Below are 15493 nucleotides of genomic sequence, written 5' to 3'. Positions count from 1 at the left end.
AATGGGGGCTAATTCAGAAAAAGCGATTTCCCCGAAAGTGAGCCGTGCGGCGGCAGAATGGCTGGTGGAGTTGCAATCGGGCCAGGTGAGCGCGGAAGTGCGCGAGCAGTGGCAAGCCTGGCGTGCAGCGCATCCGGACCATGAACGCGCATGGCAGCATATCGAAATGCTGGGGGAACGGCTGGGCGGCCTGTCGTCGTCGGTTGCGCATGCCACGCTGGCGCCCCGCGGATCGCTCAAGCGCAGGCGTGCCATCAAGACGCTTGCCATGCTGCTGTTTGCGGGCGGCAGCGCCTGGGTGGTGCAGGAAAAACTGCCCTGGTGGCAGCTCAGCGCCGACTACAGTACCGGCGTCGGCGAACAACGGCGCGTAGTGCTGGAAGACGGCACGGCAGTCGAGCTCAATTCGTCCAGCGCCATCAACGTGGCCTATACGCAGCAGCAGCGCATCGTCATGTTGCTGCGCGGCGAGATCCACGTGGCGACCGCGCACGAGCCGACACAAACGCGCCCGTTCCTGGTCGCGAGCGATCAAGGCAGCATGCGCGCCTTGGGCACCCGCTTCGTCGTTCGCCAATTGACTAATGAGAAGGATAGCCCTATCAAGATCGGGGTGCTGGAAGGCGCGGTCGAGGTCGCCCCGAGCGAGATGCAGGCAAGGGTGAGGTTGCAGGCCGGTGAGCAACTGTCGTTCACGCGGCACATGGTGGCGCCGGTCGAGCCCGTGATCCCGCATGATACGGCATGGCTCCAGCGCATGCTGGTGGCGGACGATATGCCGCTGGGCGAATTCCTGGCCGAGCTCAGCCGCTACCGCAAAGGCAGCCTGGGTTGCGACGACAGCATCAAGCACTTGAAAGTGAGCGGTACGTATCCGCTGGATGATACCGACAAGGTGATTGATATGCTGCAGCAGAGCCTTAATTTGCAAGTCCGTATGCTCACCCGCTACTGGGTGCGCCTGATGCCTTCGGCAGCATAAATTTCACCATAGGTTGAGCTGTTTTTGATTCTTGCGTGGCATGAGAAATAGGGGACCTATTTCAACCGCTACACTAAGGGAAAATCAATGCAGCACAAGCACCACATACCACGGTTAAGGCTGGGACACTTGATCCTGGCCCAGGCACTTTCCACACTATTAGTTTTCACCACGCCCATATTCGCTGGTTCTGCAATGGCAGAACCGGCAGCCAGGCAGTACCAGATTCCGCCCGGGTCGCTCAAGGATGCGTTGGCCCAGTTCGGCCGGGAAGCCCAAGTCATGCTGTCTTACAACAGCGAACTGGTATCCGGCTTGCATAGCAACGGCTTGAACAAGACGGCTTCCGTGCGTGACGGTCTGGAACAGTTATTGGCGGGCACCGGCCTGGAAGCTGTCGCGCAGGAAAATGGCGGGTATATGCTGCGCAAGTCCAACAAGCCGGCAACAGGAAGTTCCGAAACACCTTGGATGAAGTGCGGGTCAGCGCCAGCAAGGATCCGACAACGGAAAACACCGGTTCCTATACCACAAGCTCCACAGGTGCTTCCGCCAAATTGCCATTGTCGCTCCGCCATACGCCGCAATCCGTCAGCGTGATCACCCGCCAGCGCATGGACGACCAGAACCTGACCCAATTGCAGGAAGTGCTGGAGCAGACGGTGGGTATCAGCGTCGTGCAGAGCGGATATGTCGGCGCGAACTGGAACACGTTCCAGTCTCGTGGATTCAATATCAACAATTACCTGGTCGATGGCCTGCCGCTGGGAAGCGGTTTCCAGCAAATGACGAACGATATGGCCTTCTACGACAGGGTGGAGGTGTTGCGCGGCTCATCGGGATTGATGGTCGGTATCGGTGCGCCGGGCGGCAGCATCAATTACGTCCGCAAGAAACCGACGAGGGAATTCCAGGCTTCCGTTACCGGACAGTTTGGCTCGTGGGACAATTACCGGGGCATGGTCGATATCTCCACGCCGTTCAATGCGGACGGCAGCGTGCGCGGCCGCATAGTGGCCGTTAAGCAGGATAGCGGCTCGCACCTGGACCGCTACGGCCTGGAGCGCGACATGCTTTACGGCATTCTCGAAGCAGACCTGACGCCTTCGACCCTGTTTACTGCCGGTCTGGAATACCAGAATCATGAAACCCATGATTCTCCCGAGGCTGGTTTGCCGTTGTTCTATAGCGATGGCAGCCATACCAACTGGAAGCGCTCCAAGAACCCGGGCGCAAGCTGGGCTTCCAGCGAGAATGAAAAGCTTGCTTTCTTTACTTCGCTGGAACACAGCTTCGACAACGACTGGCGCGCCAAGGTGCAGTTCAACCATATACGCCACAGTTACGACAGCATCATCGGCTCTGGCGGTTCAGGCAGCCTGGACAAGGCTACCGGCAGCGGCGTGACATTGTGGGGCGGCCGCTGGAAGGCTGATCCAATCAAACAGAATGCCCTGGACGTTTACGCCACAGGGCCATTTACGCTGGGCGGACGTCAGCATGAGCTGGTTTTTGGCCTGAACTATTCTCATACCGAGCAGCACAATGACCCGTCGTACAATCTCTGGTATTTTATTCCCGTGGCTAATTACGGTAGTTGGGATGGTAATGTGGCACAGCCTGACTTATCGCCGATCGGCCGCTACTCTGAACGTGCACGCCAGTTTGGAGGCTATCTGACTGCGCGTTTCCGGCCGACAGATCAATTGTCCATCTTGACTGGTGCTAGAGTCATTCATTGGCATCAAGCGACTGAGTCAGATCCTTATTCTGGTACGCCCAGCGCGACAAGTCGATCTGAAACCGGGGTACTCACTCCTTATATTGCAGCAACCTATGATGTCACCGATACGGCTTCGCTGTATGCGAGCTATACCAAGATTTTCAATCCGCAAAGCCGATGGGATATCAATAGGCAGTATCTTGATCCTGAGGAAGGCGACAGTTATGAAGCAGGTATCAAGCAGGGCCTCTATGGCGGCAGATTGAATACCAGCCTGGCATTGTTCCGTGTTGAGCAGGATAACCTGGCAGTTCAGGATAATAGTCCTGGAGCACCTGCTGGCAGTTATCGGGCAATACAAGGCACAGTTACCAAGGGGGTTGAAGTGGAGGCCAATGGTGAGTTGGCACCTGGCTGGCAGGTCAGTGGTGGTTATACTTTCCGTATATCGCAAGATGCCAACGGGAACAAAGTCCAAACAGTGACGCCGCAGAATCTATTCAAGCTGTTCACTACCTATACCCTGCCTGGTGCCTGGAACAAACTCACTGTCGGCGGCGGGGCAAACTGGCAGAGCCGTATCTACACCAACGATACCGGCCCCAATAATGAGCGCTTCACCCAGGGAAGCTATGCCGTGGTCAATCTCATGGCGCGCTATCAGTTCGACGAGCGTTTCTCGGCGGCGTTGAACGTGAACAACTTGTTCGACAAGGTGTATTACACCAATACGGCGTCGGGCATGGGCTTTTATGGCGTGCCGCGCAATGCCATGCTGACCTTGAAATACCAGTTCTAGATAGCGAATGAATCACAGGAGCGGCAATATAATGCCGCTCCTGCGAAGCTTGATGCACATTATTGGTGCTGAATCTTCTGCAGCCGGATATCGCTGCTTGTCGGAAATTTCTCTTCGTTTTTCCCCTGAAATCGGGAATTCGCCCAGCTCATCAGTGCAATACGGTCTTTGGTCCGGTGTTCCGGCCAAGTGAGCTGCGGTTTACCGCTACCACCCTTCAATCTCGCAGATTTGCCATATTTGACTTGGCTTCTTGCCTTTTCGTCATCCATACGCACGAAAAATGTGCTTCAAATGTGCATGCGCACATTTTTGGTGCTTTTGATAATGTTCTCAACAACGCCTCGGAGTGCGCAGGCCATGATCTGCATAATGTAATCCCTTGTTTTTAAAGTGGATACATCGGGGCAGGAAAACCGGGATTTGATAGGGAGATGCCAGCTCATTTTGGTACGGTAATTGCTTATAAATAAGCCCGGCGAAAGTTGGGGTGTGTGGAATAACACACGAGCAGGACAATATACCATGCCGTGGTGCAGGTATGACAAAGCCGCATCAGATATTAATGAATTTGCTGGAGAGGTACATGAGCGCACTCAATGGTCCGCAGAGCGAGAATACTTTTGGCTTGTATGACAGTTCCCTGGAAAAGGATAACTGTGGCGTTGGCTTTATCACCCGCAAGGACGGGGTGCAAACGCACGACGTACTAGTCAAGGGGCATGAGGCTTTGTGTACGATCCCCCATCGCGGCGGCATGTCTGCCGAGGGCGTGGGCGATGGCGCTGGCGTTTCCATCGACCTCTCGCTGCCGTTTTTCCGCAGGCTGACCGGCCAGGCGCTTGAGGCCGGCCGCTTCGGCGTCGGCAACTTCTTCCTGCCAAGCGACGAAGGTGCGTATTGCCGTGCCGACGACATCATCCGCACTGCCTTGTCCGGGAAGGGTTTCGATATCTTGCTGGTGCGGGATGTGCCGGTGGACAATGAGGCCATCCGTCCTGCCGCCATCCGTTACCAGCTGCCCATCCAGCAATGGGTGTTTGCGGCCCCTGCCGATATCGACGCGCAGGAGTTCGATCGCCGCATCTACCAGGCATTGCTCGTGATCGAGGAGCAGGCTTATACGGATGCCGCCTTGAGCGGGCTCTATCCGTTATCGATGTCCGCCCATACCCAGGTGCTCAAAGGCCGCCTGAATTCCAATGAAGTGATTCCTTACTTCCATGATCTCATGGAAGAGGATCACGCCGTGCATACCATGTATTTCCACACGCGGTTCTCCACCAATACCGATCCGCACCCCAGCATGGCGCAACCGTTCCGCATGATGGCGCACAACGGCGAGTTGAACACCGACCGCAAGAACCGCATCGCCGAAGCCGCATTGGCGCGGGCGCGAAATGGCAGGATTTTCCGCCCCAAGGGCCAGTCCGACAGTTCGCGCCTGGACCAGACGTTGAACAGCCGCCTGATGGACGACGGCCTCGACCTGGTGACGGCCGTGGTCTCCATGATGCCTCCGGCCTGGGAAAACGACCCTACCTTGCCCGAGAGCATCAAGGCGATGCTGGAGTATTTCTCCCTCTACGAAGAGAAGAACGACGGCCCTGCCGCCTTGATCTTCGGCAACGGCAGCGTGGTCGGCGCGCGCCTGGACCGTCTGGGCTTGCGCCCGTTGCGCAGTGTCGAGACCGAAGAGTACCTGTGCGTGATGTCCGAAGCCGGTCAGATCAACTTCCCGCCGGAAAGCGTATTGCGCCGCGGCCGCATCGAGGCTGGCGGCATGCTGTATTACGACCACAACGAGAAGCGTTCCCGCGGCACGCTGGAAACCCTGGAAATGCTCGCTGCCAAGCGCGATTATCCTGCCTTGCTCGAGCAGGCGCGTGCGACGCTGAAGCAGCTTCCCGCAGTGCCTGCCGAGGTGGCGGGCTCCCCGCAGCGATACCATGGCGACCTGGCGCTGTACCAGCGTTTCGTTTCCTATTACTACAACCAGGAAAGCTTCAAGTTCATGATGGACCCGATGCTGGCAACCGGGGCGGAAAAGATCTCCGCCATGGGTTACGGCAACGCCATCAATGCGCTGACCGACCATGAAGGCGGCGTGGCGCACTACTTCTCGCAACGTTTTGCGCAGGTGACCAATCCCCCGCTGGATTCCATCCGCGAAGCCGATGGGATGACCTTGCGCGTCGCGCTGGGCGCCAAGCCCAATATGAACAAAGGCAAAGGCAGGCAGATCGTGATCGACTCGCCTATCCTCAGCCACCTCGACATGCTCAAGCTGCGCGAGCAGGCGGAAACGCCGTATCGCTGCTTCGAATCGTTGTATACGCCTGTCACCGGCGATGCGGCTGCCAACGAAAAGGCGCTGGAACAAGGCATCGATGCGCTGGCGGATGCCGTGGTGGCATTTGCGCGCGAAGAAGGCGGCATTGCCGTCATTTCAGACCGCCACGTGTCGTCCACCCAGGCCGCCATGCCGTTGCTGCTGGTGGTATCCGCCATCAACCAGCGCCTGATCGACGAAGGCTTGCGCCTGGACGTGTCTATCGTGGCTGAAAGCGGCCAGGTCGTGTCATCCCACCACGTGGCCGCCGCCTTGGGCTTTGGCGCTTCTGCCGTTTATCCGCTGGGCGTGCAGCTGCGTGCCGAGGAAAAATACGGCGCAGATGCCGACAAGGCCTTCAAGAAGTACGCCAAGGCGGCTGAAAAGGCGCTCATGAAGACCATGGGCAAGGTCGGCCTGTGTACCGTCGAGAGCTACATCGGCGGCGAATTCTTCGAGCCCAATTTCCTCAATACCAATGACCCGGTATTGCGCAAATACTTCCCCAACCTGAAGACGCCGGTTGGCGGCGCCGATTTTGCCGCGATCGCGAAAATGGTCGTTGACTGGCACCAGGAAGCGCAAACAGTCACCGATGAAAACAGCGTGCCGTTGCTGGGCCTGTTCAAGGAGCGCTCCGAGGGTGCCGGCCATTCTTTCGGCACCATTGCCGTACGCGGTTTCGTCGAGATGACGGAAGAAAAGATCCACTTCGACAAGCAAGAAAAGCGTGCGGAAGACGAATTCCTGCGCCTGATGACCTTGTCCAAGCTCGAGGATGCGTTCTCCTTCAAGAAGGGCGAGGCGTTCAGCGGCAGTTTCGACCGCCTGAGCGCCGAAGAGATCGACAACTTCGGCGTGACCCAAAGCTACCGCAGCTTTTCGCACATGATGGCGGAAGAGCGCGCCAAGCGACCGTCCGCCCTGCGCGACGTGCTGGAGTTCCCGGCGGACCTGAGCGGCCTGAAGACCTCGGACGAGTTCCGCGCGGTATTGGCCCACTACGCCATCGTGGGCAACAACAGCATTGCCGTACGCGGCCTCGAAGCGCAGGAATTGGGCAATGACCGCTTCAGCCTGCAGTTGACCGGCCCGCTGGCCGGGGATATCTCGCGCTTGTCCACCCTGGGCCAAGCCCTGGTGGCGCATTTCGGCAAGGCAATCAGCGGACACTGGCTGGAAAGCGGCGTGCTGACCGTCGAGGCGACCGGCAAGGCCGCGGACTACTTCAGGCTGCTGCGTGTCGCGCCTGCCAGCGTGCCTTTGGCCGAGGTGCAGCCCGCCAGTGAAATCACCCGCAGCTTCGCCTCCGGCGCAATGAGCCACGGCGCGTTGGTGGCGCCCGCGCATGAGGCGGTAGCGCACGGCACCAACATGGTGGGCGGCATGTCCAATTCCGGCGAAGGCGGCGAACATATTTCCCGCTACGGGACTATCCGTGCTTCGCGCATCAAACAGCTCGCGTCCGGCCGTTTCGGCGTCTGGGCGGGCTATCTCGCCGACCCGATGCTGGAAGAGCTGGAAATCAAGATCGGCCAGGGCGCGAAGCCGGGCGAAGGCGGCCAGTTGCCCGCGCCCAAGGTGACGGTGGAAATCGCGGCCGCGCGCGGCGGCACGCCGGGCGTGGAGCTGGTTTCTCCGCCTCCTCACCACGATACCTATTCGATCGAGGATCTGGCGCAGCTGATCCATGATTGCAAGGCGGCGCGCGTGCGCGTGATCGTCAAGCTGGTGTCCTCCGAGGGCATCGGCACGATCGCCGTGGGCGTGGCCAAGGCAGGCGCCGACGTCATCAATGTCGCCGGCAATACCGGCGGCACCGGCGCGGCGGCCGTGACCAGTCTGAAATATACCGGCCGCGCTGCCGAAATCGGCATTGCCGAGGTGCACCAGGCGTTGTGCGCCAACGGCTTGCGCGAAAAGGTGATCCTGCGTTGCTCCGGCGCGCACCAGACCGCGAGCGACGTGGTGAAGTCCGCCATGCTGGGCGGCGACAGCTTCGAGTTCGGCACCACTGCCCTCATGATGCTGAAGTGCGTGATGGCGAAGAACTGCAACGTCAAGTGCCCTGCCGGCCTCACTACCAATGCCGAAGTGTTCGACGGCGATCCGCGCGCATTGGCGCAATACCTGATCAACGTGGCGCATGAAACCCGCGAGATTCTTGCCGCGATCGGCCTGCGCTCGTTGCGCGAGGCGCGTGGTCGCAGCGACCTGCTGCAACTGCTGGATCATCCTGCCAGCGTCGGCCAGCTCGACCTGCGTGCGATGCTGACCGTGGTGCCTGAAGTCAAGATCGAAAACCCTGTCTATATGGAGAAGGATTTCGCCCTCGACGACGCCTTCATCGACGTGCTGCGCCAGGCGCTCGTCGCTGACAAGCAGCTCGAAGTCCAGCTTGGAGAAGGCCGCAGGCTGAACAATTGCAACAAGACCGTGGGCGGACAGCTTGCGATCGATATCGAGCGCTTGCTCAACCATGAGCTGACGGCGGAAGAAGCGTTGCGCCTGCCAGCCGTGATTGCCGACAAGCGCGGCCGCCGCTTCCTCAAGCCGGAGACCGTCAAGATCACTACCAGCGGTTCCGCTGGCCAGTCCTATGGCGCTTTCTGCAACGACGGCATGGTGCTGCGTCATAGCGGCACCTGCAACGACGGCGTAGGCAAGGGCCAAGCTGGCGGCGTTATCATCGTGACTTCCCCGGGCGGCGGCTCCGAGCAGGCCGGCGGCAACGTGCTGGTGGGCAACTTCGCGCTGTTCGGCGCAACCGGTGGCCGCCTGTTTGTCGAAGGCCAGGCCGGCGACCGTTTTGCCGTACGTAACTCCGGCACGACTGCCGTGGTGGAAGGCGTGGGCGACTTTGCCTGCGAATACATGACCAACGGCGCAGTGCTCAACCTGGGCGCGTTCGGCAAGGGCTTCGGCAACGGCATGAGCGGCGGCTTCGCCTACCAGTACGATCCCTACGGCGAGCTGTCGGGCAAGGTGGCTGCGGATTCCGTATTGCTGGGCAATGTCACCGACGATACCGAAATGGCGCGCGTACACAGCCAGGCCATCCGGCAATTGCTGCAATGGCATCTTGAAGCCACCGGCTCCAAGCGCGCCGCATGGCTGCTGGAAAACTGGGAAGCCGAGCGCCAGAACTTCGTGTTCGTGATGCCGCGCGCGCTGTTGCTCTACCAGGATAGCGACGAAATCCTCAAGGCAAAGCCGCGCAAGGAGCTGCTCGAAGAGCTGTCTTCCGCGCTGGCAGCGTTCCAGGTGCGCAAGTTCAAGCTGGCTTACCGTGACGGAAAGCCGGTGGTAGGCGGCAAGGTGCCGGGCCACGGCGAGGCGGACAGCGAGGAAATGTTCGAACTGCTGAACAACTACACCGTGCTCAACATGGCGCAGCAAGTGGCCATGGCCAAGGTGCCCAATGCGCAATCGGTGGCCGACCCCGCCGTGCAAAAGGCGGTGCGCAACCTGTTGCTGACCGAGGACTTCCTCCTGATGCAGAAACTGCAGCGCTATGCGCGCGAGGCGATTGACGGATATAGCGACCAGGAGCTTGCCGTGCTGATCGCGGACAAGCGCCTGCGGGATTACAAGTCCGCCTTGAGCCTGCGCAACATCTTCTCCATGGATAGTCCGGGCACTTACGGCTGGATCATCCACCAGAGCTTGAAGAACAGCACCCAGCTTGGCGCACTGCCCAGCTTGGAAGCCTTGTTTGCCAAGGCTTCCATGCAAGAGCTCGTGGCTACGCTAAAATCCAATTAAGACTATACTAATAGTTTGACCCCATGCCGTGCCTGGCGCACGGCATGCATTTGTTGACGACCAGATAATGAAGATTCCTTACATTCCTGAAGATTCACCATTCAATCAAGACCAGAAGGCCTGGCTTGCCGGCTTCATGGCCGGCCTGCAGACCAGGCTGCTCAATACCGATAGCGGCAGCGGGCGCGGCAAGCCGCCGATTTACATTCTCTACGGGTCGCAAACCGGCAATGCGGAGGGCCTGGCCGCCACAGCTGCCAGTGCGGCCAAGCAGCATGGACTGGAGCCCGTCGTGAAGGCGCTGGACGAAGTCGAGCTGGAAGAGCTCGGCGCCATGCGCCGGGTATTGATCGTCACATCCACCTACGGCGAAGGCGAAATGCCCGACAACGCCCAGTTGTTCTGGGAGGCGTTGTCATCCGAACATGCCGAGCGGCTTGAGGAGATGAGCTTCGGCGTGCTGGCGATTGGCGATACCGGTTACGACGGTTTCTGCGAGGCCGGCAAGAACCTGGACACCCGCCTGGAGCAGCTGGGCGCCAAGCGCCTGCTGGCGCGAGTGGACTGCGACGTGGATTATGAAGAGCCGGCGAATGCCTGGATCGAGGCCGCCCTGCCCTTGTTCGCGGAAGTGGAAGGCGGCCCGGACGAAGCCACTGCAGCCCCTGCCGCTGCCGACACTCCCGCTCCCGCGGCATCCGCCTATAACCGCAAGAATCCATATGCCTCCACATTGGCAGTGAACCGCCGCCTCTCGGGCCAGGGTTCAGGCAAGGAAATCCGCCATTACGAATTCGACCTCGGCGACAGCGGCATTCATTACGAGGCCGGCGATGCGCTCAACGTGGTGCCGGAAAACAATCCCGAGCTAGTGAGCTTGATCCTGGAACGCCTGAACGCCAAGGCGGATGCCGTGGTCTCCAAGCACGACCAGCCGCTGGCCGAGCTGCTCACGCGCGGCTTCGAGATTTCCACGCCGTCGCGCGAACTGATCGCGGCGGTCGAGCAGCGCGCCGGCAACGCAGACTTGAGCCGTCTCGTGCAAAGCGGCGACAAGGCGGCACTGGAAAACTGGCTATGGGGCAAGGATATCCTCGACCTGCTGCAATTGAATCCGTCGCTGAACTTGAGCGTGGACGAATTCGTCAGCCTGCTCAAACCGTTGCAGCATCGCGCCTACTCGATTTCCTCCAGCTCGCTGGCGAACCCCGAGCGCATCCACCTCACCGTCGCGAGCGTGCGGTATGTTTCCGGGGGCAGGCCTCGTGGCGGCGTATGCTCCACCTATTTGGCTGATCGCGTGCCGGAAGGCGGCCAGGCCGGCATCTTCCTCACCACCAACAAGTCCTTCCGTGTGCCGGCAGACAAGAATGCCCCCGTGATCATGGTGGGCCCGGGCACCGGCATCGCGCCTTTCCGTGCTTTCCTGCAAGAGCGCCGTGCGTCTGAAGCACCAGGCAAGAACTGGCTGTTCTTTGGCGACCAGACCCGCGCCAGCGACTTCATCTATGAAGACGAGCTCACCGCCATGATGAAGGACGGCGTGCTCAACCGCCTCGACCTTGCCTTCTCGCGCGACCAGGCCGAGAAGATCTACGTGCAGACCCGCATGAGGGAAAACGGCAAGGAACTGTATGCCTGGCTGCAGGACGGCGGTCATTTCTACGTCTGCGGCGATGCCAGCCGCATGGCCAAGGATGTGGACCAGGCATTGCACGACGTGGTCGCCGAGCATGGCGGCCTGGATGCAGAAGGGGCGACGGCCTATGTCAACCAGCTCAAGCGCGAGAAGCGCTACCTGCGCGACGTCTACTAAAACATTGGACTACACATAACTACAGGATATTGTTATGAAGTTTCAATGCATTGAATTCTCGTGGCGTGCAGCGTTCATTGGGTTTTACATGACCCCAGAGCATGATAAGGCCTGGGTGAGTGTGTTGCCGTTTTTTCCGCTCTATTTCAAGCGTATGCCGGCTTGAATATATATCGCTATTGTATTTAATACGGGGCCTTGGTGCCCCGTTTTTTATGGCTTCTCAATATGCGACGCCTGCCTATTTTTATGAAATTTTCTGTGCAGGGGTGTCCTTTTTTCATTCTCGCGTGTCATTACTAGTGAGAGCTCAATTTTTACTCACGCTATAACGAGAATGGAAAACACATGAGAACACGACAATCCTTGGCCGCCCGCTGGGCCATCGCCGCAACGGCATTGCTTGCGAGCTTCAGCGCAGGTGCAAACTACCTCTGGCTGGAACCGGACGAAAGCGGCGCGAAGGCCTACCTGGGGCTTTACGAGTCTTCGCGGCTCGATCCTGCCGGCTTGAGCGCCATTCGGGGATTGCTGGTTGACGGCAAGGAGCTGGCAACCAAGGTTGCAGCCGACCGCGTGCAGGTGACGGCACCGGCCGGCGGCGATATCCGGCTGACGGCGCAAGCGGTGGGCCAGGACAAGGTGCTGCATTTCTACCAGGCAAAGTTCGGGCGCGGTGAAACCAAGGCCGTGAACGACCTCGAGCTGGTGCCGACCGAGGCCGGCGGCAATACCTTCAAGCTGGTATGGAAGGGAAACGCGATCGCGGCCTCGCAGGTCAACGTGAGCACCAGCGAGGGCTGGATCCGCACCTTGAAGCCGTCGGAAGACGGCACCGTGACGCTCACCACCCCGTTCGCGGGCATCTATATCCTCGAAGTCACCGCGCGCGTCAACGGCAGCATGACCTACCAGGGCACCAAGTACGACGATGTACGGCATACTGCGACATTGAGTTTCGAGGTCAAGCGCTAGATGAAGCGGGGGAAGATTGCACTGCTGGCCGCCGTGCTGGCAGTGGTTGGCGCAGCCTGGCTTGCACGCGGCCAGGACCCGGCTGACGCTTTCGAGATCGAGCTGGTCAAGCGCGGGGATATCGAGCACAACGTCACCGCCATCGGCACTTTGCAGCCGCTCAGCTATGTCGATGTCGGCGCACAGGTTTCCGGCCAGATACTGGCCTTGCATGTGGAGCCTGGCGATACGGTCCAGAAAGGCCAGTTGCTGGCCGAGATCGACCCGCGGGTGCCCCAGGCGACCGTCGATGCCGGTCGCGCCGCATTGGCGGGTTTGCAGGCCCAGTTGCAGGAGCAGGAGGCGCAATACGTGCTGGCCAGCCAGCAGCATGAGCGCCAGCAGCAGATGCAGGCGGACGGCTCGACACGTACCGAGGAGGTGCAGCAGGCGCAAGCCGCCCTGAAAACCGCGGCGGCGAGGATCAACAACCTCAAGGCGCAGATAGACCAGACCCAATCGACCCTGCAGGGGAATGAAGCCCTGCTCGGCTTCACCAAGATTTATGCGCCCATGTCCGGCACGGTGGTCTCGATCGAGGCCAAGACCGGGCAGACCCTGAATGCCACCTACCAGACCCCCACCTTGCTGCGGATCGCCGACCTCTCCACCATGACCGTATGGACGGACGTTTCCGAGGCCGACGTGCGGCATGTGAAACCCGGCATGCAGGTCTATTTCAAGACCTTGGGCGGGGACGAGCGCCGCTGGAGCAGCACGGTGCGCCAGGTGCTGCCGGCGCCGCCCAAACCCGAAGGCGCGAGCGCTACCGCCACGCAAACGCCGAGCAGCAACAAAGTCGTGCTCTATACCGTGCTGTTCGATGTCGACAACAGCGATGGCGAGCTGATGCCGCAGATGACCGCGCAAACCTCCTTCGTCGTGGCAGCGGCCAACCGGATACTCACCGTGCCGATCATGGCGCTCACTGAAGTCGATGCCAAAGCGGGCAAGTACAAGGTGCGCGTATTGCAGGATGGCAAGGTGGTATGGCATGAAGTGACGACAGGCGTGCGCACGCGCTTGCGCGCCGAAGTGTTGTCCGGCCTTTCGGAAGACGAGCGGTTGATCACGGCGGACAAGACGCCCAAGCCCAGCCCCTGGAGATTCCAGTTTTGAGTGACCGCCAGCCCCTGATCTCGCTGGTGGATATCCGCAAGCACTATGGCGGCGGGGACAAGCCCCGGGTGGATATCCTGCACGGCATTTCACTGGATATCCATGCTGGCGAGTTCGTGGCGATCGTCGGCGCTTCCGGCTCGGGCAAGTCCACCCTCATGAATATCCTGGGCTGCCTGGATAAGCCGAGCTCGGGCCAGTATCGTTTTTCCGGGCGCAATGTGGCGGAGATGGACGTCGACGAGCTGGCGTGGCTGCGCCGCGAAGCGTTTGGCTTCGTCTTCCAGGGCTATCACCTGATCGCGACCGAGACCGCGCAGGAAAACGTCGAAATCCCGGCGCTCTACGCCGGCATGCCCGAGCACGAACGTGCAGCGCGTGCCCGGGCATTGCTAGATAGGCTCGGACTGGGGGAGCGGCTGCACTATCGTCCCAAGCAATTATCGGGCGGCCAGCAGCAGCGCGTGTCGATCGCGCGCGCGCTCATGAACGGCGGCCGCATCATCCTGGCCGATGAGCCGACCGGCGCGCTCGATTCGCGCAGCGGCGAGGAAGTCATGCGCCTGCTCAACGAGCTGGCCGATGCAGGCCATACCATCATCCTCATTACCCATGACCGCGACGTGGCGGCCAATGCGCGGCGCGTGATCGAAATACGCGACGGCCATGTCATCAGCGATGCCGGCTCCGTGCAACGCGCTGCCGGCGATGCGGCGCCTGAGTTCACGCTGGAAGCCGATGCGGGACAGGTGCAGTGGCGCGGCGATTTCCTCGAGGCATGCCGGGCGGCTTGGCGCGTGATGTGGGTCAACCGCTTCCGCACTGCGCTGACCCTGCTCGGCATCATCATCGGCGTGGCCTCGGTGATCGTGATGATGGCGGTGGGCATGGGCACCAAGGAGCGCGTGGTGGCAGAGTTGGGCGCCTTCGGCACCAATCATATCTACGTCAATCCCAAACGTGAAAGTTCGCGCGTGCCGGGCCGCGGCATCAGTGCGGGCGACCTGGAAGCCATCGGGGAGCTGCCGCATATCACTTATGTGCTGCCCAACCTCTCCGGCAGCAAGGTCGTGCGCTACGGCAACGAGGATGTGCAGACCCGCATCAAGGGCTCGGGCGCGGCCATGTCGCGCATGTTGAACTGGCCGGTGGTCAATGGTTCTTTCTTCACTGAAGAGGATGACCAGCGCATGGCGACGGTGGCCGTCATCGGCCCGCGCCTGGCGCAAAACCTGATGCCGGATGTGGAAAACCCCGTGGGGGAGACTATCCTGATCGGCAACGTGCCGTTCCAGGTGATCGGGGTGCTGGGCTCGAAAGGCGCCGTGACGGGCGACCAGAGCGACGACGACCTGGTGGTCATCCCTTATTCCACTGCCAGCACGCGGGTGTTCGGCGAGCGCGATCCCTCCTATGTTACGCTGGAAGTCGGTGACATGAGACAAGTGGATGCTGCGGGAAAAGCCGTCGATGAAGTCCTGTTTTCGCGTCACAGGGTTCGGGATTATGGCCTGGAGAATGCGGCGGCCTGGATTGCGGCCCAGGCCAAGACCCAGGACAGCATGAGCATGATGTTGGCCCTGATTGCCATTGTTTCGTTAGGCGTTGGCGGCATAGGCGTGATGAACGTCATGCTGATGACGGTGCGGGAGCGCACGCGCGAGATCGGCATCCGCATGGCGACCGGCGCGCGCCAGCGCGACATCCTGCAGCAATTCCTCACCGAGGCGGTGCTGGTCACCACGGTCGGCGGGGTGACCGGCGTGGTATCCGGCCTGGCGATAGGCGTCGTGCTGGTGTTCTGGGGCATGCCCGTGATCTTTTCCCTGAGCGCCATCATCGGCGCATTCTTCTGTTCCGTGATTACCGGATTGGTCTTTGGTTTCATGCCTGCACGCCAGGCGGCCAAGCTTGACCCGGTGGTCGCCCTTGCCAGTGAGTGA

General features: G+C 60.3%; 9 protein-coding genes. 8 read left to right on the top strand and 1 reads right to left on the bottom strand.

Going from position 1 to position 15493, the window contains the following annotated elements; genetic code table 11:
• The first annotated feature begins 1 nt into the window (after position 1).
• The 3 genes from ACKF11_RS05910 to ACKF11_RS05900 all read left to right on the top strand — a co-directional run bounded on the left by ACKF11_RS05910 (position 2) and on the right by ACKF11_RS05900 (position 3504).
• Positions 2 to 982: a FecR domain-containing protein gene (locus tag ACKF11_RS05910; protein WP_407996329.1), complete on the top strand. Its 981-nt coding sequence runs from the start codon at positions 2 to 4 to the stop codon at positions 980 to 982.
• Positions 983 to 1069: 87 nt separating this feature from the next.
• Positions 1070 to 1582, top strand: coding sequence for a secretin and TonB N-terminal domain-containing protein (locus ACKF11_RS05905; protein WP_407996328.1), 513 nt, complete (start codon positions 1070 to 1072; stop codon positions 1580 to 1582).
• Entirely contained in the window at positions 1540 to 3504 is a 1965-nt protein-coding gene (locus tag ACKF11_RS05900; RefSeq protein ID WP_407996327.1) for a TonB-dependent siderophore receptor, read from the top strand. The genes ACKF11_RS05905 and ACKF11_RS05900 overlap by 43 nt, the downstream gene beginning before the upstream one ends.
• 59 nt (positions 3505 to 3563) lie before the next feature.
• Here ACKF11_RS05900 and ACKF11_RS05895 read toward each other — a convergent pair whose 3' ends face one another.
• Positions 3564 to 3776 (bottom strand): hypothetical protein, encoded by a 213-nt coding sequence (locus tag ACKF11_RS05895; RefSeq protein WP_407996326.1) that lies wholly within the window; start codon positions 3774 to 3776, stop codon positions 3564 to 3566.
• A gap of 314 nt (positions 3777 to 4090) precedes the next feature.
• Between ACKF11_RS05895 and ACKF11_RS05890 the strand changes: the two genes are divergently transcribed.
• The 5 genes from ACKF11_RS05890 (at position 4091) to ACKF11_RS05870 (ending at position 15493) form a co-directional block, all read left to right on the top strand.
• Positions 4091 to 9601 (top strand): glutamate synthase-related protein, encoded by a 5511-nt coding sequence (locus ACKF11_RS05890; RefSeq protein ID WP_407996325.1) that lies wholly within the window; start codon positions 4091 to 4093, stop codon positions 9599 to 9601.
• A 67-nt stretch (positions 9602 to 9668) separates the two neighbouring features.
• The gene (locus tag ACKF11_RS05885; protein ID WP_407996324.1) at positions 9669 to 11417 is read left to right on the top strand and encodes a sulfite reductase subunit alpha; all 1749 of its coding nucleotides are present in this window, start codon (positions 9669 to 9671) and stop codon (positions 11415 to 11417) included.
• 348 nt (positions 11418 to 11765) lie between these two features.
• On the top strand, positions 11766 to 12392 hold the full coding sequence (locus ACKF11_RS05880) for a hypothetical protein (RefSeq protein ID WP_407996323.1): 627 nt from the start codon (positions 11766 to 11768) through the stop codon (positions 12390 to 12392).
• Positions 12393 to 13550: an efflux RND transporter periplasmic adaptor subunit gene (locus ACKF11_RS05875; protein WP_407996322.1), complete on the top strand. Its 1158-nt coding sequence runs from the start codon at positions 12393 to 12395 to the stop codon at positions 13548 to 13550.
• Positions 13547 to 15493 carry a MacB family efflux pump subunit gene (locus ACKF11_RS05870; protein ID WP_407996321.1) on the top strand — a complete coding sequence of 649 codons (1947 nt, stop codon included), beginning with the start codon at positions 13547 to 13549 and terminating at the stop codon, positions 15491 to 15493. The genes ACKF11_RS05875 and ACKF11_RS05870 overlap by 4 nt, the downstream gene beginning before the upstream one ends.

Origin of the sequence: Methylobacillus draconifructus, from assembly GCF_045984385.1 — a bacterium.
In the GTDB taxonomy this organism is placed as follows: domain Bacteria; phylum Pseudomonadota; class Gammaproteobacteria; order Burkholderiales; family Methylophilaceae; genus Methylobacillus; species Methylobacillus flagellatus_A.
The sequence above is the reverse complement of the archived record's forward strand: the minus strand, read 5'-3'. Positions and strand labels throughout refer to the sequence as shown.

What these genes read in the sequence shown, in the direction of transcription:
- ACKF11_RS05875 (WP_407996322.1), top strand. Translation starts at nt 12,393, where the DNA reads ATGAAGCGGGGGAAGATTGCACTGCTGGCCGCCGTGCTGGCAGTGGTT.
- ACKF11_RS05905 (WP_407996328.1), top strand. Translation starts at nt 1,070, where the DNA reads ATGCAGCACAAGCACCACATACCACGGTTAAGGCTGGGACACTTGATC.
- ACKF11_RS05910 (WP_407996329.1), top strand. Translation starts at nt 2, where the DNA reads ATGGGGGCTAATTCAGAAAAAGCGATTTCCCCGAAAGTGAGCCGTGCG.
- ACKF11_RS05895 (WP_407996326.1), bottom strand. Translation starts at nt 3,776, where the DNA reads ATGGATGACGAAAAGGCAAGAAGCCAAGTCAAATATGGCAAATCTGCG.
- ACKF11_RS05890 (WP_407996325.1), top strand. Translation starts at nt 4,091, where the DNA reads ATGAGCGCACTCAATGGTCCGCAGAGCGAGAATACTTTTGGCTTGTAT.
- ACKF11_RS05885 (WP_407996324.1), top strand. Translation starts at nt 9,669, where the DNA reads ATGAAGATTCCTTACATTCCTGAAGATTCACCATTCAATCAAGACCAG.
- ACKF11_RS05880 (WP_407996323.1), top strand. Translation starts at nt 11,766, where the DNA reads ATGAGAACACGACAATCCTTGGCCGCCCGCTGGGCCATCGCCGCAACG.